The organism is Desulfobacterales bacterium (genome assembly GCA_029211065.1).
Lineage (GTDB): Bacteria > Desulfobacterota > Desulfobacteria > Desulfobacterales > JARGFK01 > JARGFK01.
In genome coordinates this window covers 1-25,031 of the sequence record JARGFK010000071.1, presented here as the reverse complement: position 1 = coordinate 25,031, position 25,031 = coordinate 1, and the positions used below count along the sequence as shown (strand labels likewise).

Sequence of the window (25,031 nt, the reverse complement as noted above, 5' to 3'; positions counted from 1 at the left end):
AAAAGTGTGCACCTTTGCTCGAACCGAAGTCGGCTATTATTCCAGGCCGGCACCCGGTTCGGGCAAAACTTCGCGTCCTTTGAACCTTTGTGGTGAGATGAAAAGTTATACGTAATCGTATTCATTGGTTATATACTCAGTGACATTAATGGAATAAAGAAAAGTGTTTAAAACCAGAAAAAAGATGGGCTTTATCATCGGGCAGCAACTGGATGGAATTCGTATTCTACAGCCCGATCGAATCCCGAGTGATGCGACCGGATTTATGAGATTTGGCTGGGTGTCCGACCAAATAAATAATGCTCCGGAATACGACTTGAAATACGAAATATATCGCCCCTGGCATAAATACGACATGATCATCTTTATTAAATCCATGGGCCCCAGGAGCATGAAAGTATTGCGACGTAATAAGCAGAAAGGGGAAAAAGTAATATTCGATGCCAATGTAAACTATTATGAAATATGGGGGAAATTTTACTATGACGGTATGTCTCCTACGGAGCAGCAGCGCCTGGATGCCATAGAGATAACCAGCGTTGCTGATGCGGTCATAGCAGATTCAACATTCCTTGAGAATACATGCCGGAAATATAATCCTGAAGTCTGCTGGATTCCTGATAATGTAAATATGGATCTGGTCCCGTCCCGGCCAAAAAGCAAAATAAACTTAAATGGACGTTTGTCATTATTATGGAGCGGACAAGCAATCAAATTATTTGAGCTACTTGCGATTGAGAATATATTAAAGAAATTTAAAGAACGGATACACCTGGTACTGATAACCAATTCGCTGTCAAAAATTGATTCCTGGCATGCTGACTATAAAGAACGTTTTTTGGCCCTGCTTAATGATATCGAGCATGAGATTATTCCATTTCAATCAATAGCGCAGTTATTGGATATATATTCCAATGGAGGCGTTTGTATCGCACCCCGTTTTCTGGATAATTCGTATAACATGGCCCATACGGAATGGAAGATCACCCTTGGCATGGCGTGCGGGAATATGGCGATTTGCAGCCCTTTGCCAAGTTATGTTGATGTGGCCCAAAGAGCTGAAAATGGCGGCATTCGTATTTGCCATACTGCGGATGAATGGGATAATGCCCTGGACGAGTTGTTGACAAAAGACAGGATGCTGGATGATGAACGCGATGCAGCCCGAGCTCTGGTCGAAAGGTATTATTCCACTGAGGCGGTAGCTGCAAAGCATGCCGGCTTTGTCCAAAACGTGTTAACATCAATATAATCGTATTGTTCAAAAAGAATAAGAAGATTGCAGGTTGGGAATACATGCGAAGATTGTTGGGACATATTATAGCCGAAGCTGCATCCGCAAAAATCAAATTGAAAGCCCGTCGGGCTGCGGACGGCAAATTCGACCGGCCGAGAGTATCCTACGGTTTCGATCATGTGCCGGGCCCCGGTGAGCAGGCGCATGGCGGCATCGTAAAATTTCAAGGGATGCAGGGGTTATATGCCAACTCGCCGAAAAGTTACAATCTGCTCTATCTGCTGAGCAGTTATAAGAGTCCCTATGCGGGTCAAATAGCTGAAGCTTCCAAGAAGAAAGGCGCGAAGCTGGTTTGGAATCAGAACGGCGTTGCCTTCCCGGCATGGCATGGGCCGGGATGGGAAGATACCAACGCGCCGATGAGGACGCTGTTGCATCTGGCCGATTATGTATTTTACCAAAGTAAATTCTGCAAGGAATCGGCCGACCGCTTTCTCGGAATCCGGAAAGGGTCCTCTGAGATCTTATACAATGCAGTCGATACCGGCTTTTTCAAACCTGCGGAGATGGCGTCCGAACCCAGGGAATGGGCGCTGCTTTTGTCCGGAAGCCATTGGCAGTTGTATCGGGTTCAGGCGGCGCTGGAAACCCTGCATGCAATCCTTAAAAAAGCGGTCAACGCCCGGCTGATCATTGCCGGTCGATTCTGCTGGCATGCCGATTCGAAAAAAGCTGAAGATGAGGTAAAAGGAATCTGTCTGAAACTCGGGATCATGGACAGCGTCATCTTTCGGGGCCCATATACCCAGGCCGAAGCCGGTCATATGATACGCAAAGCACATATTTTGCTGCATACCAAATACAACGATCCTTGCCCGAGCGTCGTGCTTGAAGCAATGGCCTGCGGATTGCCGGTGGTCTATTCCGGGAGCGGCGGGGTGCCGGAACTCGTCGGGCCGGACGCAGGTATCGGCATACCCGCTCCGGCCGACTGGGATAGGCTCCACCCTCCGGATCCTGATGAGATGGCCGAAGCGGTACTGCAAGTCATGTCATCTTACAAAGTCTATTCCGAAGCCGCCCGACAAAGAGCGGTTGAAAACTTTGACGTGACGCCATGGCTGAGGCGGCACAAAGAATTGTTTGAATCTTTTATGTCAGGAGCAAGTTAAGCGCACATGCGGAGACTGCTCGCGAAAATACTGATCGCCCTTTTCAGGGCAACACCTTCTTCCTGGCGAAAGCAACTCTGCTGCCTTTCTTTTGAGGCGGCGGAAAGAAACCGTCAGCCTGCCGCGGGCCTGCGGGAGCTCATGTTCCTCGACGAACGCCTGTACCATCATCTGAATCAGGCCGCCATACGCTATGAGGGGGGCATACATCCCAAACACCGGCTGATGAATTATCACAGTTTTTTTGTTGATCGGATTGAAAAGGGTGAAAAAGTTCTTGATGTCGGCTGCGGAAATGGGACAGTTGCCATGCACATGGCTGAATCCGGCGCATTTGTCACCGGCCTTGATTTGAACGAGGAAAACATCAGCCTATCCCGAAAAAGATATCAGCACAAAAACCTCGAATTCATACGGGGTGATGCCACTGATGACGTTTCTGGCGGCCCATACGATGTGATTGTCATGTCAAACGTGCTTGAGCATATCCGGGATCGCGTGGAATTGCTCAAAAAACTGCAGAACAGTTGTACGCCCAGGCGATTTCTCATACGGATACCCATGTTTAACAGGCATTGGCTTGTTCCCCTGAAAAAAGAGTTGGGAATGCCCTATTTCAGTGATTCTACCCATTTTACGGAGTACACATTGAACAGTTTTAAGGCTGAAATGAAGGATGCCGGGCTCATGGTGCATCACCATGAATCGGCATGGGGCGAAATTTGGGCGGAGGTATTAAAGTGCCAATAATCACAGTAAGTTTGATTCATGATAAAGACGGTCTAATCCACATTTTTTTCCCTATAAGTCCCCTTTTGGTCCCTCCGCATTAAGTCCTCCAAGATACTTTCCAACGTTTTGACATGCCGGTCCCAGCCAAACTCTTCCGCTGTTTCTCGTGTATGTTTCTGTAACAATTCATATTTCTTGTTGTCGGAGAGTAAGGCATTAACGGCATCCGCCAAATTCTCGGCTGTCATTTCATCGAGTAAAATCCCGTTATAGTTATGGGCAATTGTTTCCGTCAATCCGCCGGACCCGGCCCCGATTACAGGGGTCCCGCAAACCAGGGCCTCTACCGGAACCATGCCGAAAGGCTCCTCCCGGCTCGTAAATAATACCAGCTTTGCCTCGGCATATAATTTGGGCAGGTCATTGTCCGCTACCCGGCCGATAAAATGAACGCGATCGGTAAGATTGAGGCTTTTGGTCAAGGCCATCAGGTTATCTTTTTCTTCCCCCTCACCGCCAATAACCAGCCGGTACGCTTTATCTTTCACTTCCGACATGGCCTGGATGGCAATGTGTACATTTTTAAATTTAGTCAACCGGCTGACCATTAATAGATATTTCTTTTTATCCGCCTGTGGTGAAAAGTATTCAAGATCAATCCCCGGGTATAAATAGTCAGCAACGTGCCTGTGGTAAACCTTCTCAAAAAGTCTACTGCTGAATCTGGAATTACTCACAACATGATCAGGACCTTTGGATACCAGAAATAAATCAACAGCCTTTAATAAAGGGTTTAACAACTTGGCGCCGATCCGAATGAACGGATGGGTTATGGATTCTATCCATTGCGGAATGTGAATAAATGCGCTGGGCTCATGGCAATACCATAAACAAAGAACCTCTTTGTGAAAAAGTTTATAGATAAAGCCCCACCAATTCGCAGGCAGAACATTCGGTATGATGATCCCGGGAGAAAATCGATTGAGTTCGCTATGTATCTTGTATTGCACCCACGGAAATGTAAGCCAAAACATCGGACTACTCGACAAAGGGCCGCCGATTTCAATAAAGCATAAGGCGGGATACCTGTTTTTATAATCCGAATCGGCCCGGATACAGATTATCCGCACGTTGTACCTTTCCGGGTTGAGGCGGCTCGCAGCCTCGATAACGGCATTGCCGGCCCCGCCCGGAAGGGTGAAATGGGGATGGAGAAAAATCAAATCAATTTTAGGGTGCGTCCCTGTATTCATAGAAACCGGTATAACAGGCACAAGCTCCTGTAATGAATATAGTGCCGGAAAATAGGGTATATGTCTTTTGGGCGGGCATGCCTTTTGGCGGTCAGGTACGTCTCAAAAGCCGCTTTTTCGTAGTTCCTGCTGTTTTTTGACTCGGCCTGCCATCTGAAATTTGCCAAAAACCTGTTTATGAATAAAGGATCATACTTTTTGCCGATTCTTAACCAGTAATCGTAATCCATGGAATATCTGCAATTAAGATCCAGCGGCCCGACCGCGTTGAATATGTCTCTAGTGAAAAATACAGCGGGCTGGGAGATAAAGTCTTTTGAAAGCAGCCGCCGGTAGGAATACTTTTTGCTTTCAATTATTTTGTACCAGGTGATCAGCCGCCGTATCTCCCGGTCATTTTCATCGATATTTTTGCAGTTGCCGAAACACCATTTAAACCCGACATTGCGATACCGCTCAGCAACCTCGGAAAGAACCCCCGGCCTATACGTATCGTCTGAATTCAGCCATCCAAGCAACTCTCCGGAAGCCATCTCAAAGCCCTTGTTGATGGCGTCGGACTGACCCTGATCTTTTTCTGAAATATATCTCAATCGATGCCGGTATTTCCTGATAAAATCCAGTGTATTATCGGTAGACCCGCCATCCATGATAATATAATCCAGCTCAAAGTCCCCTGTTTGGCCTAATACACTCAAAATGGTTTTCTCAATAAATTTCCCCTGATTGAAGGAGGGTGTGACGACGGATATTTTCATCAAATAATCTCTTCCAAAAATCCCCGGAAAGCCTTCAGCATTCGCCACAAATTGGAAGGGTTTCCAATGAGCCGTTTCATATAACTCCAGATAATCACGGGTCGCAGGTAGAATGCCTTCATAAACCGTCGGCGGTAATCCATGAGCTTTTTTTCGGTTAAACCGCGGGGCACATAAACCACATCCAGCAGATTCATTTTTTCAAAGTCATTTTGGAGTGTTCCATGTTGCGCTGCAATCGCATGCATCCTGGAACCGGGAAAGGGCGTCAGGGTAAACACGCTCATATCATCCAGAGGAATCCGACGGGCAAAGTCAATCGTATGTTGCATGGTCTCCTCTGTTTCATAGGGCAGCCCGAATATAAAATAGGCTTTGCTCAGGATGCCGGCTTCACGGCTCAGTTTAACCGCGGCCTCAATCTGAGAAAGCGTGATTCCTTTTTGAACAAAATCCAATATTTTCTGATTGCCCGACTCCACCCCGTAGTTTATCTGCCAGCAGCCAGAACGCTTCATTAACAGGAGCAGCGCTTTATCGTTGACGGAATTGACCCTGCCGCTGCAGGACCAGGATATATTCCAGCGGGCGTTTAAAAAACCTTCGCTTATTTTTATGACCCGCGACCTGTTAAGCAAAAGCTGATCATCCTCAAAAATGATTTCCCGGATTTGATAATTTGTTACCAGATAATCAATCATTTCCAAAACATATTCGGCGCTGTGGTACCGGATCTTTTTTTTGAAGACCGACGTGTCGCAAAAAATGCAATTGTTGGGACAGCCCCGGGATGACACGATATGCATTGCCGGAAGTTTTTTATACTTAAACAGCGCCGGATGATACTGTGAAGGAAAGTTGTCCAGAAGGTCCCAGGCTGGAAAGGGTAGGCTGTCGAGACTTTGAATGGGGGGACGATTCGGCCCAAAAACGACTTTGCCGTCTTTGCGAAGCACCACACCCGGCACATTTGAAGGAGAGTTGCCCGCTGCCAACCTTTCAACCAGATCGACCAGGGTGTGTTCGCCTTCCCCCATGACCCCATAATCAAAAACCGGATAATCCCGCAGGGTCTGTTCAGGAACAGCGGTGAAATGCGGCCCGCCGATGATGATCGCTGCGGAGGGATAAAGCCCCTTTAACATCTCGGCCAGTTTTACTGTTTTGAGAAGCGAGGGTGTAACCGCAGTTAAGGCGATGATATCCGGCCGGAAGCGTTTGGCTTCTTCCAATGTTTTTTCATATCCCGCACCCTGCGCCGAAGCGTCCCAGATGCGAATCCGGTGGCCGGCCTTCCGCAGCGTCGCCCCCAGCATGAGGAGCCCCAGGTGCGGAAGCGTAGCTCCCAAAGGGGCCAATTTCCCATACCTTTCTTCTAAAAGATATGGGGCATTTGCGAGAAAGATCGAAGCCATGTCTGGTTTTATCTTATCCCCTCACCCCAACCCTCTCCCCAAGGAGAGGGAATTTTCCAGTTAAAAAAACGGACATGTGGGTCATTCATTCTTGGATTGTGGCTTTTCCGATAATTCTTCAATCTTTGTTCTGAGAAGGGCATTTTCCTGCATTATATTTTTTACCTGATCAGACAGGCTGGATATCCTTACAGAGAACTGGACGGAGAGTATCATCAGAAATAGCAGCGCGCCGATAAACAAGGCGGTGGTAGGAAGAACCGCTCCGATAATCCTGCTGATGGCGGTAAGCCATTCATATTTAATCACCATCAAAAACATCAATATGCTGGTCAAGAGCCATAGCCAGGAATACTCCTCCCTCAATTTCCGCCTCCGGACAAGCTCCAGAATAAATACAAATACAAATACGCAAATAAGAATCATGGCTATTTTTTGTCGTATCAACATATTGCTTATGTCCTCCAAATATTTCTTTGTTCATTCGCCGGTTACGGGTGACTTGTACCAGCCAGCTTAGTACATATGAACATAAATACGATGACATTTCAATTCGCTAAACAATCCCGGTGAATAAAAATCCCTCCCCCCTCCCTTTATGAAAGGGAGAAGAAAAAAATCTTCCCTTTTGTTAAAATCCTCCCTCAGCCGCTCGGCTGCTCTCCCTGCAGGCCCCAACTTTGTCAAAGGGGGGAACGGGGGGATTTCATTAGGAAGTTCGTTCAAATCCAGTTTGAAAAATACCTCACCAAATTTACGTGAAATTATCCTTAGGGATTTGGCAAAGCACGTTTTCTTAGCAACGTCATAAAAAGCGATAAAATCATCTTGAATATGTAATAAACCGGTTTTAGCCCTGAATGCATGGATTTTCCCATAGACCGCCGCGACATCATCATCGGAAACTCTTTAATCTTAAAGCCAGCCCGATGGGCGATCACAATGATATCGGCATCCGGAAAATCAGAGGGGAAAAAATCCTGGGTAAAAAAAGCGACAACCTTTCGATTTAAAGCCTGATATCCGGAAGTGGGATCGGTAATCTTAAAACCCACGATTGTGCTCGTCAAAAAGGCAAATATCTTGATGCCCCATTTTCTGGCGATACCGGTCTGGGGTAAGGTCCAAGCACCTTTTCCCGCTGCGTTTTTTTTTAGAAACCTTGAACCTAAGACCAGATCCCCTTCCCCGGTCTTAACCATCTTCAACAATTCGGGGATATATCCCGGATCGTGCTGGCCGTCTCCATCCAGTTGAACGAGATAGTCATATTCACGATTGATGGCATATTTATATCCGGTCTGTAAAGCTGCACCATAGCCCATATTTACCAAATGCCGAATCACTTTCGCGCCTGCAAGTTCGGCATGGGATGCTGTGTTATCTGCAGAACCATCATCTATGACAGCGACATCTATCTTTGTATCTGTCTTTTTTATCTTTGCAACGATATCACCGATATTTTTCTGTTCATTGTAAGCCGGTATGATAACCAGAACTGTGTCATCCGTTTTTTTGTTCATGTTATAGAAAATCCTGATGGGCAACACCCTTTATGCGTTTTCCGGACAGACTTTTCATTGAAGAAACTTGACTTGAAAATGAAAAGTCTTTATTAATTAAGACTTTAATTGTTTTCACGTTAAAATGAAATAAAAACTTTTTTTGATAAGCAATTTTTTTATGAAACAGACTATTCAAATCATCATTCAAAATGCCGCCATAACGGCACACCGTCAGGGTGTTCTGCCCTCATCCACACTGCCGGAAATAACGATTGATGAGCCTAAAATTGAAGCACACGGCGACTTTTCCACCAATATCGCCATGGTGACGGCATCCGCCCAGAAAATGCCGCCTCGCAAAGTTGCGGAAATCATATTGAAATACATGGACGATCCGGACGGTGTCATTGCAAAAACAGAGATTGCCGGTCCCGGTTTTATCAATATTTTTATCAATCCGGCATCCTGGCTCCCGGTTTTAAAGGCCGTCCACAAGGAGGATACCCATTTCGGCGCTGTGGATATCGGTCAGGGCAAACGGGTCCAGGTTGAATTTGTCAGCGCCAACCCCACCGGTCCCCTGCATGTGGGGCATGGCCGCGGAGCGGCTGTGGGCGACAGCGTGGCAAATGTCCTGTCTTTTTGCGGTTATGACGTTCAGCGCGAATACTATATCAATGACTCCGGCCGTCAGATCCGAACGCTGGGACGTTCTGTTTTTCTGAGGTATCAGCAGCAATTAGGCGAAAACATCGCCTTTCCGCGGGACTGTTACCAGGGAGACTATATTGTTGGTATCGCCAATGAAATCAAAAAACTAAAAGGAAACAGCCTGCTTGAGCAAGGCGATGACAACGCCATCGGATACTGCGCCCGCTATGCCGCCGATACCATCTTGGCGGATATCAAAAAAGACTTGATCGCCTTCGGCGTCACCCACGACAACTGGTTCAGCGAGCAAAGCCTGTTCGATTCCGGCCATGTTGACCGGGTCATCAGCGAATTTAAGAACAAACAGACTATTTATCAAAAAGACGGCGCCCTCTGGTTCAACACCAGCCGTTTCGGCGATGAAAAGGACCGCGTGGTCGTTCGCAATAACGGCCTGACAACTTATTTTGCCTCCGACATCGCCTATCACCACGACAAGTTTGATCGGGGGTTTGAGTGGGTCATCGATGTCTGGGGCGCAGATCACCATGGCTACATCCCGCGCATGGCGGCGTCTATCGAAGCCTCCGGCTACCGCCGCGACCAGTTTAAAGTTATCCTGGTTCAACTGGTCAACCTGTTAAGGGGGGGCCTGCCGGTGGCCATGTCCACCCGTTCCGGTGAATTCGTTACCCTGAAAGATGTCGTCGATGAAGTCGGCCGGGATGCGGCTCGTTTTATCTTTTTAACCCGCCATTACGAAAGCCCCCTCGATTTCGACCTGGAACTTGCCAAGCAAAAGACCAATGACAACCCGGTTTACTATGTACAATATGTCCATGCCCGCATCGCAAGTATTGCCCGTAAAGTCGGGGAAAAAGATATTTCAACAGCAGAATGGGATGCCGATGCCCTCGCCCGGCTTGTAGAACCGGAGGAAATCCAACTTATGAAAACGCTGGCGCGATATCCTGAAACGGTCAGCAGCAGTGCCGCTTATTTAGAACCCCACCGCATCACCTTTTATCTCATGAACCTTGCATCTTGTTTCCATGCCTATTACAATAAACACCGGGTCTTGGCCGAAGACCCTATTCTGACCCGCGCTCGATTATATCTGGTCCTGGCGGTGCAAAAAGTCATCCGCAACGGCCTCGTACTGCTGGGGGTGTCGGCACCACATAAGATGTAATATAGGCAGTTTGAATGGATGAATGGCTTCGCGCAGAGGCGCAGGGGCGCAGAGAATGACTGAAAATGACATAGGGACAGAAGAATAATACCCACTGCGGCTCAGCGTCTCTGCGGGAGAAAAGAAACTTTTGGGGTTATCCATTTTATAAAGGGAAGCAGGGTGGGCTTTTAGAATAAACAATGGCAAAACAAGCTGATAACAATCTTCCTTCAGGCAATTCCGGCCGAAAAAGCACAACCCTCTGGCTCTGTATTATTTTTTTTGTGTCGGCCTGGATGTTTGTCCTCGGGGTTTTGGTGGGCCGGGGAACAGCGCCGGTGCATTTTAATATTGAATCACTGCAAAAGGAACTGGCTTCGCTGAAAGAAGCCGTGCAGATGAAGGAACAGCTATGGTATAAAAACCGTTCCGAAGCAGTCCCCGACAAACCCGATCTTGAATTTCATGAAGCTCTTAAAAAAAACCAGGTTGAACCGCGTCTTAGCCTGGAGGCCAACCGCCCCGAAAAACCGGATGAAAACATAAAAAAAATACCGGCGGCTGGGAACAAAAAACTGTCTGAAAGCACGCCCAAACCTGCCGAATCCGTTGATGGTCCTAAGCTTAGACCCGACAATGACAATATGCCGGGCAATCTCACCATCCAGGTGGCCGCGTTAAAGGAGGCAAAGTTTGCCGATATAAAGGTGGCCGAGCTCAGACGGAAGGGTTACCCGGCATACCGCACCACCGGGACAGTACCCGGGCAAGGCACCTGGTACCGTGTCAGAATCGGAAGTTTTAAAGACAGAACAGCGGCAACCCGGATGCTGGAGCGATTGAAAAAGGAAAATATTAAAGGGATAATTGTGCAGAAATGAAAATCACCAAAGAAGAAGTCCAGCATGTAGCCCATCTGGCCCGGCTTGACATTGATGAACGTAATATGGATGCCCTGGCCGGTCAGATTGGAAAAATCCTGGACTATGTGGACATGCTCAGTCGGGTCAACACCGAAGGTGTAAAACCCACCACACACGCTATTCTACTGACCAATGCCTTTCGTGAAGATTCTGAAACCGTTCACATGGACCGGGAAAAATCCATGGCCAACGCCCCGGACAAACTTGACGCCAATTTTTTGGTACCCAAGGTGATTGAATGAGTGCTTTATTTCATAGATATAGTCATGTATTTTGTAAACCGAATCTGAATGTGTTTTCTTAAAGAAATCCCCTAAAATCCCCCTTTACAAAGGGGATTTTTAAGGAAAAAAAACTCCCGTTCCCCCTGACATAAGGGAGCTTAATCCACTTATTCCCCTCTTTGGAAAAGGGGGGCGGGGGGGATTTTAAAAAAATGGGTCGAAAATAATGAGTTTATACAAACTGACCATTCATGAAGCACACGCGCTGCTGCAAAAAAAAGAAATAACCGCCCGGGAACTGACCTGTTCCGTGCTGGATCGAATCGAAGCAATAGAACCGAAAATTGATGCCTATCTCACGGTTGCGGCCGATAGCGCCCTGGAGCAGTCTCGCACGGCTGATCAAATGATATCCTCGGGCCGGTTCACTCCGCTTTCCGGCATCCCGCTGGCAATCAAAGACCTGATCTGCACCGAGGGAATACCCACCACCTGCGCATCAAGAATTCTGGAAAATTTTGTGCCCCCTTATGACGCCACCGTCATGCAAAAGCTCAAAAACTCAGGCGCGGTAATCATCGGAAAGACAAACATGGACGAATTTGCCATGGGGTCATCCACTGAAAATTCAGCCTTCAAGCCAACCCGCAATCCCTGGGATCTAAAACGAATCCCGGGCGGATCCAGCGGCGGATCGGCAGCGGCCGTGGCAGCCGACTTATGCATGGGAGCCTTGGGGTCGGATACGGGCGGGTCCATCCGGCAGCCGGCCTCTCACTGCAGCGTCGTGGGATTAAAACCGACCTACGGCCGGGTGTCGCGCTACGGTCTGGTGGCCTTTGCCTCTTCCCTTGACCAGATTGGCCCTCTGACCAAAGACGTCACCGATTGCGCCATTATTCTAAACGCCATCTGCGGCTATGACGCCAAGGATTCCACCTCGGTCCCCGAGACGGTTCCGGATTTTACCGCCGCCTTGACAGAGGGGCTTAAGGGACTGACTGTGGGGATTGCAGATGAATACACCTCTTCCGAAGGGCTTCACCCTGAAGTGTCCGCTGCCTTTCAAAAGGCCGTCGCGGTCATCCAAACCCTGGGCGCCAAAACCGTTTCCGTGTCCCTGCCCCACACCCGCTATGCCGTTGCCGTCTATTACGTAATTGCACCTTCTGAAGCCAGCTCAAACCTGGCCCGCTACGACGGCGTTAAATATGGTTTCAGAGACAAAAATCCCGACACTCTTTTGGACATGTACCGCCGGACGCGCTCTGCCGGCTTCGGCCCTGAAGTTCAGCGACGGATTATCATCGGCACCTACGCCCTTTCAGCCGGATACTACGATGCCTATTATAAAAAAGCGTCCCAGGTGCGGACCTTGATCATGGCCGACTTTAAAAAGGCCTTTGAAACCTGCGACGTGATTCTGTCGCCGGTGGCCCCCACACCGGCCTTTAGCATCGGCGAAAAAACCGAAGACCCGCTGACCATGTATCTTTCCGATATTTTTACCCTTTCCGCAAACCTGGCCGGCATTCCGGGCATGTCCGTCCCCTGCGGATTTTCAGATGCAGGGCTTCCCATCGGCCTGCAGTTGATGGGGAGCCATTTCCGGGAAGAAACGCTCCTGAAAACGGCCTATAATTTTGAAAGGGCAACCGACTTTCACCAGCGCAGGCCGGAATTGTGAAATAGGCTAAAGGGAATTAGGCAGAAGGGGTTTAGACTGAAGGGTAATTATGCACAAGCACACAAAAATATTAAACCAAAATTCCAAAAAAATGAGAACGTCTTGAAATGCTTGATTTGTGCCTTACAAGTTGTTTTATAGCCTTCGGCCTTCAGTCTTCAGCCTATCTACCTGAACAACCCCGGTCGACAGGCATAAAGGCCGACTTTGGGGTGCGAAATAATTTTGAAAATAATTAAGGAGGATATCTTCCATGCCCATCGAACCCCAGGGAGAAGATCTGCGTAAAGCCGTGAAGTGGATCTCGGAAGAACACTTGGACAATCCGAATAAAAAAGCCCGGCAGCTTATTGAAGCCGCCTGCCTGAAGTTTAATCTGTCGCCCAAGGACGCCGATTTTCTGGCCCGGTGTTTAAAAGAGGCTGAAGGTAGATAGACTGTAGACTGAAGGATGGTCGGGCGTCCCAGGCTTCGCCCCTGCGGGGTAACGCCGGGCAGGCAGAGGGCGGGATTTCAGCGATCGAGTGTTAACTCTTTTCCCCTTTTGAAAAAGGGGGGCAGGGGGGATTTTAAAAAAGACAATAACTGAACCCTGAGCTCTGAGCCCACTTCAGCCTTCAGTCTATTTGCCTTCAGCCTATATACCTGACAAGAGCAATGATATGTCCCTCATAAAAATACTCCCTGAAATACTTTCCAATAAAATCGCCGCCGGCGAGGTGGTGGAGCGGCCGGCTGCGGTGGTGAAAGAACTGGTTGAAAACGCCCTGGACGCCGGCGCAACACGCATCCTGGTTGAAATCGAAAACGGCGGCCGCTCCCTGATTCGGGTTTCCGACAACGGCAGCGGCATGCCCCGGGACGACGCCCTGCTGGCCATCGAGCGCTATGCCACCAGCAAACTGGCCGACGACGCCGACCTATTCAGCATCCGGACCCTGGGGTTCAGGGGTGAGGCCCTGCCCAGTATTGCGGCGGTGTCCCGCTTTACACTGATAACCCGGCCCAAGGATGCGGACGCCGGCACCGGCGTTTATCTGGAGGGCGGCAAACTCAAAAAGGTTGCCGATGAAGGCGCCCCGGTCGGCACCATGGTATCCGTCCGACAACTGTTTTTCAACATCCCGGTCCGCCGCAAGTTTTTAAAGACGACTGCCACTGAAATGGGCCATATTACCGACGCCGTTGCCACCATTGCCCTGGCCTGGCCGGATGTCCAGTTCCGTCTGCAGCACAACCGCAAAACAATCAAGAATTTTTCAGCCGCCGATCCAGCCTTACGGACAGCCGATGTTTTGGGACAGGACCTTTTAAAGGCGCTTTACGAGATCGCCTTTAATGAAGATGCCGTTTCAATCTCCGGCTGGGTTTCAGACCCCCGGGTTGCCCGCAGTTCGGCCCAGGGAATCTACCTGTTTGTAAACGGTCGGCCGGTACGGGACCGGACAGTTCTACACGGCTTGATGGCCGGTTACGAACGCCGCCTGATGAAAGGGCAGTTTCCGGTGGCCGTCCTTTTTATAAAGGTCCCCTTTGACCGGGTGGATGTGAATGTCCATCCGACTAAAAACGAAGTCCGCTTTACCGATCCAAACCGGGTTCATGATGCCGTCCGTACAGCAGTAGCAGCAGTATTGGGTCGAACCGGGCGGCCCGGATGGGTTACTGCCCCGGTAGTGTCTGCAGCCGGCACCAAACCACCTGGGCTTGCGGAACCTATGGCGGTCTTTAGGCGCCAGACACCGCAAAGCAACTCAATTAGCATCGAACCTTTAAAAGCTGCTGACCGCACCCCGCCGCAGGATCAGCCGCCCCTCTGGGAACCGGAACAGCTCGATAACTGGCAGCCTATCGGCCAGTTCCGCGGCACCTATATTCTGTGCGAGGCCGGAGATGAGCTGATCCTGATTGACCAGCACGCCGCCCACGAACGCATCCGTTTTGAACAGCTCAAACAGCAGACTAATGCATCACGCAAGAGCAGCCAGCGTCTGCTGATCCCGCAAACCATTGACCTTGATCAGCGCCAGGCCGCCGCCCTTTCCGAAATTCTTGCCGGACTTCAAAATATCGGCCTCGAGATCGAGCCCTTTGGCGGCAGCACGTTTGTGGTTAAAGCCGTTCCCGCAGTGCTCGCCGGCCGCGAAATCGAGCCCCTCATCCGGGAGGTGGCGGAAACGCTGACGGAAACCGGTTTCAGCGCCGGGATTGAAAAGGCCCTGGAAGAGTGTCTGGTGGTCATGGCCTGCCACGGCACCCTGCGCGCCAACCGGCCGCTTTCCCAAAAGGAAATGCAGCACCTTGTCGAGGCGCTCGGCCGGTGCAACGACCCTTCCCACTGCCCCCACGGCCGCCCCACCTGGATTAAATGGAATGTCCGGACTATAGAAAAGTTGTTTGGGCGAATTGTTTAAATAGGCTGAAGGCTGAAGGGGTTTAGGCTGAAGGCAAACAAACCGCCTTTAAATACAACTTGTCCGTTGTCGGTTGGTATGCTGCGGACAACGGGAAGTGCCTCTCCATTATCTCATCCTCTTTGAAAATGGAATTCTTATCTATTTCTTCCTTTGAAAAAGGAAATCCTTCTTGTGTCATCCCCCTTTGAAAAAGGGGGGCAGGGGGGATTTTAAAAAACCGAGGTGCGCATTAACAGAAGCATAACCAACTTTTTAAATTCAGAAATCCCTCCCGACCTCCCTTTAAAAAAGGGAGGAGAAGAGGGTCCCTTTTTCAAAGAGTGGCCTTTCCTTCAGTCTTCAGCCTATTTGTTTTGTTATGCTCCGTCACTATTGGGTAAACACTGGCCGCTATCTTTAATCGGGATGATCCGCCGCTCAATATCCATCCAGATTTTTCGCTTCATCATGCGCAGATCATATTCGGTTTGCAGATTCAGCCAAAACTGAGCTTCAACTCCAAAATAACGCTGCAGCCGCAAGGCTGTGTCAGCCGTAATGGCTCTTTTCCCGTTCACAATTTCACTTATCCTGTTGGGAGGGACTGAAAGGTCCCGGGAAAGCTGGTTAATGCTGATACATAAAGGTTTTAGAAAATCCTCGCGTAGAACTTCACCAGGATTTATCGGATCAAGATTTTTTTGTGTAGTCATAGGAACACCTCAATGATAGTCCGTAATTTCAACTTCGTACGCATTTCCGTCATGCCATTGGAAACATTGATCAACCGTCATCTAACAGCTTGCAGTGAAATCAAAAACAGGAACCTCGACTTTCTTAACAGGCGCAAATTGTTCTTTTGCAAATTTCAATAATTCGTCCGTAACCTCAGGGGAATAAGTCTTTTCCCCGCACCGCTCACAAACTTCAGCAGGGACATTCTCAACAAAAAAATATTTGCCTTCTTCTTCATAGCTGAAGGTAACGCACATTTTCCTTGTTTTTCCCCCGCAAAAAACGCATTTCATTCTTTTTTCCTCCTAACCCTGAAATCTATCCATTCGGCTTCATCCGGATCGTAAGCGGTAATCGCAACAACCGGATAGCTAAGATTATCAGAAAGATCAAATTTTTGTCTTTATTTCAAGACAATCGCAAAACTTAACGAGTTGTATGCGGCTGACGAAATTCAATAGCTTCTCTAAAAAAGAGATAAAAAATGCTTGATTTATCTCTTTTTTAGAGATAAACAATCTCTCATGAAAGATATCATCGCACAACTAATTGATGACTTCCACGAATGGAAATTGCCGAAACCGCTAGCCCGAGACAAAGAATTATTCGAAATAAAAGACAAGGCAAATGTGGTTATCGGCATGCGACGTGCCGGAAAAACCTGGTTTTGTTTTCAGAAAATAGCTGATCTCCTTGCAAAAGGTGTCCAAAAAGAAAAAATTCTATATCTGAACTTTGAAGATGACCGGCTCCTTGAATTTAATGTCCATTATTTTAGGGAAATTCTTGACATATACTATGCAAAATATCCGAAACATCGCAATTCCCGGTGTTATTTTTTCTTTGATGAGATTCAACGTATCGACCAATGGGAAATGTTCATCAGGCGTATGCTGGATACTGAAAACGTTCAGGTCTGTCTTACAGGCTCATCTTCAAAATTACTGAGCACCGAGATCGCGAGCACGCTGCGGGGGCGTTCCCTGTCAATTGAAATATTTCCATTTAACTTTCCTGAATTTCTGAAATATCATGGACTGTTTAAAGACAGGCCAAAAACATTCGGAGCAAAAACAGCTTCCCTGCTTCGCAAGGCTATAAACGACTACCTCGAAATCGGCGGCTTCCCGGAAGTACAGGAACTGGACCGCAACCTCCGTGTTGAAATACTGCAGGGATACATAGACTCCGTTTTACTAAAAGACGTAATCGAACGTCATAATGTCAGTAATGTCATGGTTCTAAAGTATCTGGTTCGTCATATAATGAATACGCCCGGGGGAAAGTTCAGTGTAAATAAATTTTACAATACAATGCAAAGCATGTCGGTCAAGTGTACCAAGAATAGTTTATATGAATATCTTGATCATTTAACAGACGCGTTTTTATTTTATAAAGTTCCCATTCACACCCGTTCTGAAAAATCAAGGCTTATAAATCCAACCAAAGTTTATTCCATCGACACAGGCCTTTTAAATGCCATGACATATCGGAACTCCTCTGATTTTGGCCCTTTTTTGGAAAACATGGTGTTTATGCAAATGCGCCGTAAGGGATACAATATTGAATATGTGAATACAAAAGACGGATATGAAACAGATTTTATAGCCCGGCATAAAGTTACCGGTGATGTGCAGCTAATCCAGGCATGCTGGGAGATGTCAAATAAACTGACCTTCGAAAGGGAACTCCGGGGCCTGAAAAGTGCAATGGCTGAATTGTCGATACATTCCGGAACAATCGTAACCTGGAATGATGATGTCGTTCTCGATAATGAAATTAAGGTGGTCCCAGCCTGGAAATGGATGCTGGAATAAGAATCAGGTGTCGGGTATCAGGGTCCAGGGATTGGCGGTTGCAGCAAAAATCAAACAAGATACTGCTTGTCAGTTGTCCGTGGTCCGTTGACAGTTGTAAAGCTACGAATAACTAGACATGCCTCTCCATGAACTCATCCCCCTTTGAATAAAAAGCCCCCCTTGATTTCTTCCTTTTTGAAAAGGGGCTCTCCATCATCAATTCCCCCTTTGAAAAAGGGGGGCAGGGGGGATTTTAAAAAAAAGTCAAAGCACGTGTTTTAAGAAGTATATCAAATTTTCCGGATTCAGAAATCCCTCCCGACCTCCCTTTAAAAAAGGGAGGAGAAGAGGCACCCTTTTTCAATAGGGGGGTTTTTCCTTCAGCCTAAACCCCTGCTCCCTGAATCTTGCCACGGACAAAAAAACCCCGGGGCGCGAAAGGATCGCATCCCCGGGGTGATGTTACAATGGTACGATAGTTACTTTACACACGATTAGAAGCGAAGCGTGAGCACATGCTTCACGGTGTAGGTATTGTCTATATTCGTAATACCTGATTTGAAATAGTCACCGGCGTCAAAATAACCGCCGTAGAATCCCCATTTCAGGTTTTTCATGACTTTCCACTCGGCCCAGCCGTCAAATTCCGTGCCGATTTTATCATCCACGCCGGCCGCAACTTCTTGGGCTGTAAAACCGCCCACGCGCACGCCGAAATTCCAGGCCTTGGTGGCATTCCATTCAGCATCGACATACCACATCTGGACACCGGTAGTAATTATACCGAAAGGATCTCCGGAATCGTTGACAATCTGGTCAACATCCGTGGCCACGACAAACAGACCCCAGTCATCGCCAAGACCGCCGCCACTTGCATTGGTTTTCTCTAGTGTTGTAGCAGTGCCAAGATCCTCGCCTTGCACCCAAGCATAGCCGCCACCTACCGTGAACGCACCGAACGAATAGTCGGCTTGGAGCGTCCAGGCCAGCTCTTCCGTATCGGTGGTTAGATCGCCGGCCGCATCCGGATCGATTTCACCGTTCGCCCATTTCAGCTCGCCGCGCAGGCCTAAGCCGCCGAACTTGACATCAAAATACGGCAAAAGGTTATAGGCAGTCGTTTCGGCATTTGTAGAGGATTTGCCGTTGACATAAGCACCGAGCAAGCCGATGGCACCGAAGTCAGCCTTGTAGACACCGTAGAGGTAGTACACATCGGTGTCGCTGTCCGACCCATTACCACTTCCCCAGTCGCCTTCAGCATTTTTCTGCAGAATGATACCGGTGGAAACATTGCCGAACTTGGTGTCAAACCTTACGCGGTCATAATCTTCGTTATTGTTAAGGAAGTCCAGACCCCAGGCGCCGCCTGCCATGCGGCCAAGTGCGAATTTGCCGAACGGGGCGGTAATGGTCATCCAGAGGCGGTCAACATCGATGACGGCGGTGCTTTTGGCCTCGGAACCTGTGGAACCAAATTTCGTTCCGTCAAAGATGTCCATCTTAAAATCAAACCGCAACGCATCGCTGACGATAAAGGCCGGTGTCAGCCGAAAGCGATGGCGCCATGCCGCGCCGCCGTCTTGAGTGTCTTCATTAAGGGTGGGATTGGCCTGATACCGACCTTCCACCCGGTAATACCCGCCCAGCTCAACTTTGGTGGCTGCTGCCGGCATCGCGAACATCAGGATCGCAACGAGCGCAATCCCGGTTACCAGTAGTTTCTTCATCTGTTTTCCTCCTTAAGGAATTCAAAAACCTTACTACTTAATTACTTAATTAACGTCAATTAGTCTCCCGGGCTTGTCAGCCCCGGCTGTGTCGGACAGGCACACCCCCTTTCTCAACCAAGCTGCTCCGGCCCCGCCAACAAAGCCGAACCGGAGCGCAACACACCAGCTTCAAAACAACTCGATTAAAGACGCTAATATTTTTTGGCTTTTTATAATGATCGTATTCATTTGTCAAGGATTTTGTTAGGTTTTAGGGATTTAGGCTGAAGAAAGATCGGGTTTCAGGGGTCAGGGGTCAGGGGCCGGGGTTCAAGGATCAGTTTTTTTCCGGATTGATTTCCGTAAACCGTTTAGCATTCGGCCGATTTCCGCAGTCTTATTTAGCAAATTATCTATCTGCTCATCATCAATATAGTTTAATCGCCCGGCGATTTGAACATGGGTTTCCACCTCGGCAAGAGAACCATATGCAATCGATAGATGCTGGAGAAACTCTTTACTGTATTGACGCTGACGGCCTTCAGCGATATTTGCCGGTATTGATACGGCTGCGCGTTGCAGCTGGCCGGCAAGTCCATAAATTTCATTCTTCGGGAACTTCTCTGCCATCCGGTAACATATCACCACCAAATCCATTGCTTTTTGCCAAACCTCTAAATCACGATAACTTTTCAGCGCCACTGATTACTCCTAATCCCCGGTCCCCGACACCTGATCCCTGACCCCTATTTTTTCCCAACCATCGGACTCAGGTCATAGGCAATCACGCTGCTGCGGGCCTTGCCGATCACCGGGTCGCGCTTGCTCACCAGGGCGGCCACCAGATCCGGCCGGCCGTCGTTGTCAAAATCGCCGATGGCGTAATCGCACACATAGCCGGATACCTTGCGGGTGTGCCAGTTGCGCGAAAGCCCCAGGCCGTCCCAGGAGAGCGATTCAAACTGTGCCTCGTCAAACTGACGAAACCGGTCAAATAATCTACCGCTGAGGGCGTGATTGCGAACGGTCACCAGTTCATTTCGCCCGTTTTGGTCGAGATCGACCAAAAGAAGGCGCTGGGGCAAATAAATCCGGTCCAGCTCCTGGTCTTTGGAACTGCCGGATGTAAGTTCTTCCAGAAAGTTTTCGCTCCCGCCGACCGGGTCTTTTCCTTCCCATTCCTTTTGACCGGAAGCTGTCAGCACCCGCAGATGATCGTACTTGTTGAAAGCGATGATCATTTCCCGGCCGTCTTTCATAATATCCCCCAAGGCAAATCCAAAAACCGTGACGCCGCCGGGCAGGTCAAGGGGTGCGGCGGCTTCATACGCCTTGCCGTTCCATTCCAGTTCATCTACCCCGGCGACAAAAAGTTCCGTTGCCCCCCGTTTCTGCCCCAGCAGCAGGCGGCCGCGCGCCGGGTGGGTCACCGCCCTGAAATACCAGTTTAAACCGGTTGCCGACGGCACCAATTTATTGTCCCGCCATTCCAGCACGAATGAATCCAGCCGTTTTGCGCTCAAGTCCAGCGAGGTCACAAATATTTCGGCCCGGCCGTCTTTCTTGATATCGACGGCATCCACACCGATAAAATTCTTATAGCTTTCCCCGCTGTATTCACCCAGCTTGACGAAGCGGCCGGCTTCGGCCCGGTAGACCAGGACTTTCCGGCTGGATATCAAGACGGTTTCGGTTTTGCCGTCGCCGTCCACATCCGCCAGGGCGAGGCCTTTCAGCTCTTCGGCGATATTCTGGCTTTTCCAGAAATCGCGTCCCCCTTCAGCGCCCCTTTCCACGACAAAAGGCGACTGGCCTTCTTTTACCAATCCGCCCTGCCTTAGTTCCGGTTCCAGCGCCTTTTCCGGATGGGCATAAATGGAAGGCGCCTGCTGCTGCGCCTGCTGCTGGGCCAGGGCCGGCACCGCAATCTTGCGGCCAAAAATGGTGGCGTTGATCTCTTCGGCAAACTGATTGATGCGCGGAATCACCTCGTCCATGCCCTGGCTCTGGTTGAAAAACGCCAGGGTCGGCCGGCTGTTGGAAATGTCCGCCATCTTGGCATCGATGCTGACGCTGTTGCCGAAAACCGTCATACTGCCGAAAAGGACGTAATCGGCGTCGAGGGCTGTTCCGATCTCCCGGGCATCCTTTTCCGTCAACAATCCCGCCCCTGCCGGATACGCACTTAAAACCGCTTCCCGGCTGATGACAACGACCTTGCCCTCCCAGGCCAGCCTGGAAGACAGCATGTCGACAATGCCCTGCCTTAAAAAAGACAGGTCCTTTTCAGCATTGACGGTAAAGGGAATGACGGCAACCCTGGCGGCTTTTTCCGCAGCCGAAGAAATTGAAACAGAAATGATAAGGGCAAGGAGGGAAAAGAGCACCTTGCACGTTTTGTTCAATAGAGTCTTCAAGAAAACCTCCTGTTTTATTTCAGCATTGTTTTTATTTCTCCCGCAGAGACGCTGAGCCGCAGGGATAATTATTCCTCCAGACCGTTTACACACCGGGTAATCCCGGCTTTCATCAGGGCTTCGCCGAAGTTAAGCAGATAGCCCAGTTTGCACCCGGTCAGTCGCAGATACGTCTGCACCTGCTTCTTATGCGCCGCTGTCGCCCTTTCAACCGATTTCAGTTCCAAAATAACCTTGCCATGGACAATTATGTCCGCACGAAATCCCTCGTCGAACTTGATGTCTTTATACTGAATCGGTACCGGAACCTGACGTTCAACCTCCAGCCCCCTCTCTCGTAACTCATGCGCCAAGGCGACTTCGTACACGGTTTCAAGGAGTCCGGGGCCGAGTTCGCGATGCACGGCGATGGCACACTCAATTACAATTGTCCCTATGTCATTTTCAGTCATTCTCAGCGCCTCTGCGCCTCTGCGCGAAACATTATCGCTATAAATTCGTCACTCGTCCCTATTCACCCAATTTCCTCACCAGCATTTCATTAACCACCTTCGGATTCGCCTTTCCTTTGGTCGCCTTCATGACCTCTCCCATGAAAAAGCCCATCAGTTTGGTTTTGCCGTTCTTATAATCTGCCGTTTCCCGGGAAAATTTTTCAATGACCGCTGTGATGATTTCCCCGATGGCGGATGCATCCGACACCTGCACCAAACCCTTTTCCTTGACGATCACTTCCGCCGGCCGGCCGGTTTGGGCCATGGCTTCAAAAACGGTTTTGGCGATCTTGGCGCTGACAACCCCCTTCTCCAGAAGCGCCAGCAGGCCGGCCAGATCCGCGGCTGAAACCGGAGACTCTTCGATAATCTTTCCTTCGCTGTTCAGCAGTCCCAGCAGCGGCCCCATCACCCAGTTGCTGACCGTTTTGGGTTGGGGCAGCAGCCCCACGCAATCTTCAAAGTATGCTGCCAGTTCCCTGCTGGAGGACAGCAGCTCGGCGTCGTAAACGGGCAGATCATATTGTTTCACAAACCGCGCTTTTTTTTCATCCGGCAATTCCGGCAGGGTCTTACGGACGGCCTCGACCCAGCTTTCGCCAATCATCAGGGGCAGCAGGTCCGGGTCCGGAAAGTAGCGGTAATCGTGGGCCTCCTCCTTGCCCCGCATGGACGTTGTCCGGTTTTTGTCAGGGTCCCACAGGCGAGTCTCCTGGATCACCCGACCCCCTTCGGACAGGACTTCCTGCTGGCGTTCAATCTCGTAGGCAAGCGCCTTTTCCACGTGCTTGAAGGAGTTCAAATTTTTAAGCTCGGTGCGGGTGCCCAAGACCTCGGTTCCTTTGGGCCGTACTGAAACATTGGCGTCACAACGAAAGCTGCCTTCTTCCATGTTGCCGTCGCAAATGTCCAGATACCTCAGGATTGAGCGCAGCCGGCGCAGGTATATGCCGGCCTCTCCCGGCGAACGCAGGTCCGGCTCACTGACGACTTCGATCAGCGGCACGCCCGTCCGGTTAAAATCCACTTGACTGTAGGGCCGGTTCGGATCGTGGCTTAGTTTGCCGGCATCTTCTTCCATGTGGATGCGCGTGATCCCGATCCGCCGACGGATGCCGTCATCCTCGATTTCAATAAATCCGCCGGCGCCGATGGGCAGCTCATACTGGGAAATCTGATACCCCTTGGGAAGGTCGGGATAGAAGTAGTTTTTGCGGGCAAATCGGCTTTCTCGGGCAATTTGACAGTTTGTGGCAAGAGCCATGCGCAGGGCAAACTCCACCACTTTTTTGTTCAATACCGGCAAGACCCCCGGCATTCCCAGACAGACCGGACAGGTATGGGTGTTGGGGGGCGCCCCGAATCGGGTTGAACAACTGCAGAATATTTTTGTTTTGGTTTTGAGCTGGGCATGCACTTCAAGCCCGATAACCGGTTCGAATTTCATATGAATCAATTTTTGATGTCAGCTGAATTCTGCTGCCGGACGAGCCTGTCGTCCAAGAAGCCATTTTTTAAAAGAAGCCTGACTCTCTCCGGACGGTTTTCCGGCAAGAAGACCCTCTACACTTATGTCTTCGTCTATGTCTTCCCAGTGGATTCCTTGACCTTTGCCGATAAGCCTCCAGTTCGCTCGTTCTCCCGGGCTGGCATGCTCAAGGCGGGGATACCAACCCAATGGAACCGAAATGGTGCGCCCATCACTGAAGTCAACGGTTAGGGTGTCCTCCGTCGAATGTACATCCACAGCATAGGGGATTTCGAGTTCAACGGCTAAAATATTCATTCCATGCCTCCATCAAAGATTCTTGACTTTTTTCAACAATACTACGAATCTGCTTTAATTCAAAGCGATTAAATCCACCACTATTATGAAGGCGGATTGGATCGAGCCAGTACTTCGCGACTTTTTCATCTCGTTCGACATGGATGTGATATGGCTCATCGCGATCACTAGCATAAAAAAAGAAGCGATAGGGACCATCTCTGAATACGGTAGGCAATCAATTCACCATTTTGTGTCCATTGTTTCGTCTAACATGGGTTTGTACCTCAGTATGTGAACCATATCGCGATAACTTTTCAGCGCCACTGATAACTCCTAATTCCCGATCCCTGACCCCCGAAACCTTTCCAGCCTCTAGTATACGACCATCGAGGATTCCGCTCGATGGGGCATCGCTGAATTATAACAAGGTATCATGTCTGATAATCCCGTTTTAGTCAAGCCATTTAGCGCCTCCCCAGGAATTCTCGGTGAGGGATTCAGCGGGATTTGATAACGGAAACGAAAGAACAAAAGGGTCGGGTAGACGGACACGGATAGCAATTTAAGGGTTTTATGTGTCAGAACCAGGGTACGGAATTTGATTTCTAAAGACCGTTTTTGCCGTCGGGCAATAGCAGGGCGTAAGGATCTCGCCGATTTTCATGTAAAGGGATAATGTTCTGTGCAAACACAAAAATTTTAAGGGGGCCGGGATTCGGGTGGATCGATGATAAAGGCGAGCAGGTGCTCAAAGTCGGCAAAAATCAAAACGCGGATCGTACAGCGCAGCTGATTCCAGAATTCGATGCGGGAGCTAAATCCGCTTCGGCATTCTTGATAGAGTCTGTCGGTCAGTTGCAGGATCTGGTGAACAAAGAAAGCCAGGAGGTTGAGCAGGAAAAAGGGTAGTGTATAATCTTTTGTGTAAATTTTAAAATGGTATAAAAAAGGGCGCTTTTCCTTTAAAAGGGTTTTTGGC

General features: G+C 49.3%; 26 protein-coding genes. 10 read left to right on the top strand and 16 right to left on the bottom strand.

Annotation, left to right across the window (positions count from 1 at the left end):
• Positions 1-163: 163 nt before the first annotated feature.
• Genes P1P89_15180 through P1P89_15170 form a run of 3 tightly spaced genes read left to right on the top strand, consistent with a single transcriptional unit; the run spans position 164 to position 3,159 of the window.
• A complete protein-coding gene (locus tag P1P89_15180; protein MDF1592857.1) occupies positions 164-1,252 on the top strand; it encodes a glycosyltransferase in 1,089 nt (362 codons plus the stop codon).
• A gap of 44 nt (positions 1,253-1,296) precedes the next feature.
• Positions 1,297-2,409 carry a glycosyltransferase family 4 protein gene (locus tag P1P89_15175; GenBank protein ID MDF1592856.1) on the top strand — a complete coding sequence of 371 codons (1,113 nt, stop codon included), beginning with the start codon at positions 1,297-1,299 and terminating at the stop codon, positions 2,407-2,409.
• A 6-nt stretch (positions 2,410-2,415) separates the two neighbouring features.
• A complete protein-coding gene (locus P1P89_15170; protein ID MDF1592855.1) occupies positions 2,416-3,159 on the top strand; it encodes a class I SAM-dependent methyltransferase in 744 nt (247 codons plus the stop codon).
• A 32-nt stretch (positions 3,160-3,191) separates the two neighbouring features.
• Here the strand turns inward: P1P89_15170 and P1P89_15165 are convergent, their stop codons facing one another.
• The 6 genes from P1P89_15165 to P1P89_15140 form a co-directional block, all read right to left on the bottom strand.
• Entirely contained in the window at positions 3,192-4,394 is a 1,203-nt protein-coding gene (locus P1P89_15165) for a glycosyltransferase family 4 protein (GenBank protein MDF1592854.1), read from the bottom strand.
• Complete coding sequence (locus P1P89_15160; GenBank protein MDF1592853.1) at positions 4,391-5,152, bottom strand: glycosyltransferase family 2 protein; 762 nt, start codon at positions 5,150-5,152, stop codon at positions 4,391-4,393. Before P1P89_15160 ends, P1P89_15165 begins: the two co-directional genes overlap by 4 nt.
• Positions 5,152-6,501: a radical SAM protein gene (locus P1P89_15155; protein ID MDF1592852.1), complete on the bottom strand. Its 1,350-nt coding sequence runs from the start codon at positions 6,499-6,501 to the stop codon at positions 5,152-5,154. The genes P1P89_15160 and P1P89_15155 overlap by 1 nt, the downstream gene beginning before the upstream one ends.
• Positions 6,502-6,648: 147 nt before the next feature.
• Positions 6,649-6,957 (bottom strand): DUF2304 domain-containing protein, encoded by a 309-nt coding sequence (locus P1P89_15150; protein MDF1592851.1) that lies wholly within the window; start codon positions 6,955-6,957, stop codon positions 6,649-6,651.
• Positions 6,869-7,051 carry a hypothetical protein gene (locus tag P1P89_15145; GenBank protein ID MDF1592850.1) on the bottom strand — a complete coding sequence of 61 codons (183 nt, stop codon included), beginning with the start codon at positions 7,049-7,051 and terminating at the stop codon, positions 6,869-6,871. The genes P1P89_15150 and P1P89_15145 overlap by 89 nt, the downstream gene beginning before the upstream one ends.
• 286 nt (positions 7,052-7,337) lie before the next feature.
• Positions 7,338-8,090 (bottom strand): glycosyltransferase family 2 protein, encoded by a 753-nt coding sequence (locus tag P1P89_15140; protein ID MDF1592849.1) that lies wholly within the window; start codon positions 8,088-8,090, stop codon positions 7,338-7,340.
• A gap of 160 nt (positions 8,091-8,250) precedes the next feature.
• Here P1P89_15140 and argS point away from each other — a divergent pair, with 160 nt between their 5' ends.
• The 6 genes from argS to mutL all read left to right on the top strand — a co-directional run bounded on the left by argS (position 8,251) and on the right by mutL (position 15,145).
• Positions 8,251-9,915, top strand: a complete 1,665-nt coding sequence (gene argS / locus P1P89_15135) for an arginine--tRNA ligase (GenBank protein ID MDF1592848.1) — start codon at positions 8,251-8,253, stop codon at positions 9,913-9,915.
• A 182-nt stretch (positions 9,916-10,097) separates the two neighbouring features.
• Positions 10,098-10,778, top strand: coding sequence for an SPOR domain-containing protein (locus P1P89_15130; GenBank protein MDF1592847.1), 681 nt, complete (start codon positions 10,098-10,100; stop codon positions 10,776-10,778).
• Positions 10,775-11,062 carry an Asp-tRNA(Asn)/Glu-tRNA(Gln) amidotransferase subunit GatC gene (gene gatC, locus P1P89_15125; protein ID MDF1592846.1) on the top strand — a complete coding sequence of 96 codons (288 nt, stop codon included), beginning with the start codon at positions 10,775-10,777 and terminating at the stop codon, positions 11,060-11,062. The genes P1P89_15130 and gatC overlap by 4 nt, the downstream gene beginning before the upstream one ends.
• A gap of 208 nt (positions 11,063-11,270) precedes the next feature.
• Positions 11,271-12,731: an Asp-tRNA(Asn)/Glu-tRNA(Gln) amidotransferase subunit GatA gene (gene gatA / locus P1P89_15120; protein MDF1592845.1), complete on the top strand. Its 1,461-nt coding sequence runs from the start codon at positions 11,271-11,273 to the stop codon at positions 12,729-12,731.
• Positions 12,732-12,984: 253 nt separating this feature from the next.
• The gene (locus tag P1P89_15115) at positions 12,985-13,167 is read left to right on the top strand and encodes a hypothetical protein (GenBank protein MDF1592844.1); all 183 of its coding nucleotides are present in this window, start codon (positions 12,985-12,987) and stop codon (positions 13,165-13,167) included.
• Positions 13,168-13,393: 226 nt separating this feature from the next.
• The gene (mutL, locus tag P1P89_15110; protein ID MDF1592843.1) at positions 13,394-15,145 is read left to right on the top strand and encodes a DNA mismatch repair endonuclease MutL; all 1,752 of its coding nucleotides are present in this window, start codon (positions 13,394-13,396) and stop codon (positions 15,143-15,145) included.
• Between the two features lie 359 nt (positions 15,146-15,504).
• Here the strand turns inward: mutL and P1P89_15105 are convergent, their stop codons facing one another.
• The gene (locus P1P89_15105; GenBank protein ID MDF1592842.1) at positions 15,505-15,840 is read right to left on the bottom strand and encodes a HigA family addiction module antitoxin; all 336 of its coding nucleotides are present in this window, start codon (positions 15,838-15,840) and stop codon (positions 15,505-15,507) included.
• 81 nt (positions 15,841-15,921) lie between these two features.
• The gene (locus P1P89_15100) at positions 15,922-16,155 is read right to left on the bottom strand and encodes a YgiT-type zinc finger protein (protein ID MDF1592841.1); all 234 of its coding nucleotides are present in this window, start codon (positions 16,153-16,155) and stop codon (positions 15,922-15,924) included.
• Between the two features lie 231 nt (positions 16,156-16,386).
• On the opposite strand from P1P89_15100, the gene P1P89_15095 reads away from it, so the two are divergent.
• On the top strand, positions 16,387-17,679 hold the full coding sequence (locus P1P89_15095; GenBank protein MDF1592840.1) for an ATP-binding protein: 1,293 nt from the start codon (positions 16,387-16,389) through the stop codon (positions 17,677-17,679).
• 476 nt (positions 17,680-18,155) lie between these two features.
• On the opposite strand, the gene P1P89_15090 is transcribed toward P1P89_15095, so the two are convergent.
• From P1P89_15090 to P1P89_15055, 8 genes are all read right to left on the bottom strand, one after another.
• Positions 18,156-19,391, bottom strand: a complete 1,236-nt coding sequence (locus tag P1P89_15090; GenBank protein ID MDF1592839.1) for a porin — start codon at positions 19,389-19,391, stop codon at positions 18,156-18,158.
• 312 nt (positions 19,392-19,703) lie between these two features.
• The gene (locus P1P89_15085) at positions 19,704-20,075 is read right to left on the bottom strand and encodes a four helix bundle protein (protein ID MDF1592838.1); all 372 of its coding nucleotides are present in this window, start codon (positions 20,073-20,075) and stop codon (positions 19,704-19,706) included.
• Positions 20,076-20,119: 44 nt separating this feature from the next.
• Positions 20,120-21,790 (bottom strand): FG-GAP-like repeat-containing protein, encoded by a 1,671-nt coding sequence (locus tag P1P89_15080; GenBank protein MDF1592837.1) that lies wholly within the window; start codon positions 21,788-21,790, stop codon positions 20,120-20,122.
• Between the two features lie 68 nt (positions 21,791-21,858).
• Positions 21,859-22,242 carry a GxxExxY protein gene (locus P1P89_15075; protein MDF1592836.1) on the bottom strand — a complete coding sequence of 128 codons (384 nt, stop codon included), beginning with the start codon at positions 22,240-22,242 and terminating at the stop codon, positions 21,859-21,861.
• Between the two features lie 58 nt (positions 22,243-22,300).
• The gene (gene gatB, locus P1P89_15070) at positions 22,301-23,731 is read right to left on the bottom strand and encodes an Asp-tRNA(Asn)/Glu-tRNA(Gln) amidotransferase subunit GatB (protein ID MDF1592835.1); all 1,431 of its coding nucleotides are present in this window, start codon (positions 23,729-23,731) and stop codon (positions 22,301-22,303) included.
• Between the two features lie 18 nt (positions 23,732-23,749).
• Positions 23,750-24,070, bottom strand: a complete 321-nt coding sequence (locus P1P89_15065; GenBank protein ID MDF1592834.1) for a DUF2442 domain-containing protein — start codon at positions 24,068-24,070, stop codon at positions 23,750-23,752.
• Entirely contained in the window at positions 24,051-24,287 is a 237-nt protein-coding gene (locus P1P89_15060) for a DUF4160 domain-containing protein (GenBank protein MDF1592833.1), read from the bottom strand. The genes P1P89_15065 and P1P89_15060 overlap by 20 nt, the downstream gene beginning before the upstream one ends.
• Positions 24,288-24,751: 464 nt before the next feature.
• Positions 24,752-25,031, bottom strand: a 280-nt coding sequence (locus P1P89_15055; GenBank protein MDF1592832.1) for a hypothetical protein, incomplete at its 5' end; no start/stop codon positions are given.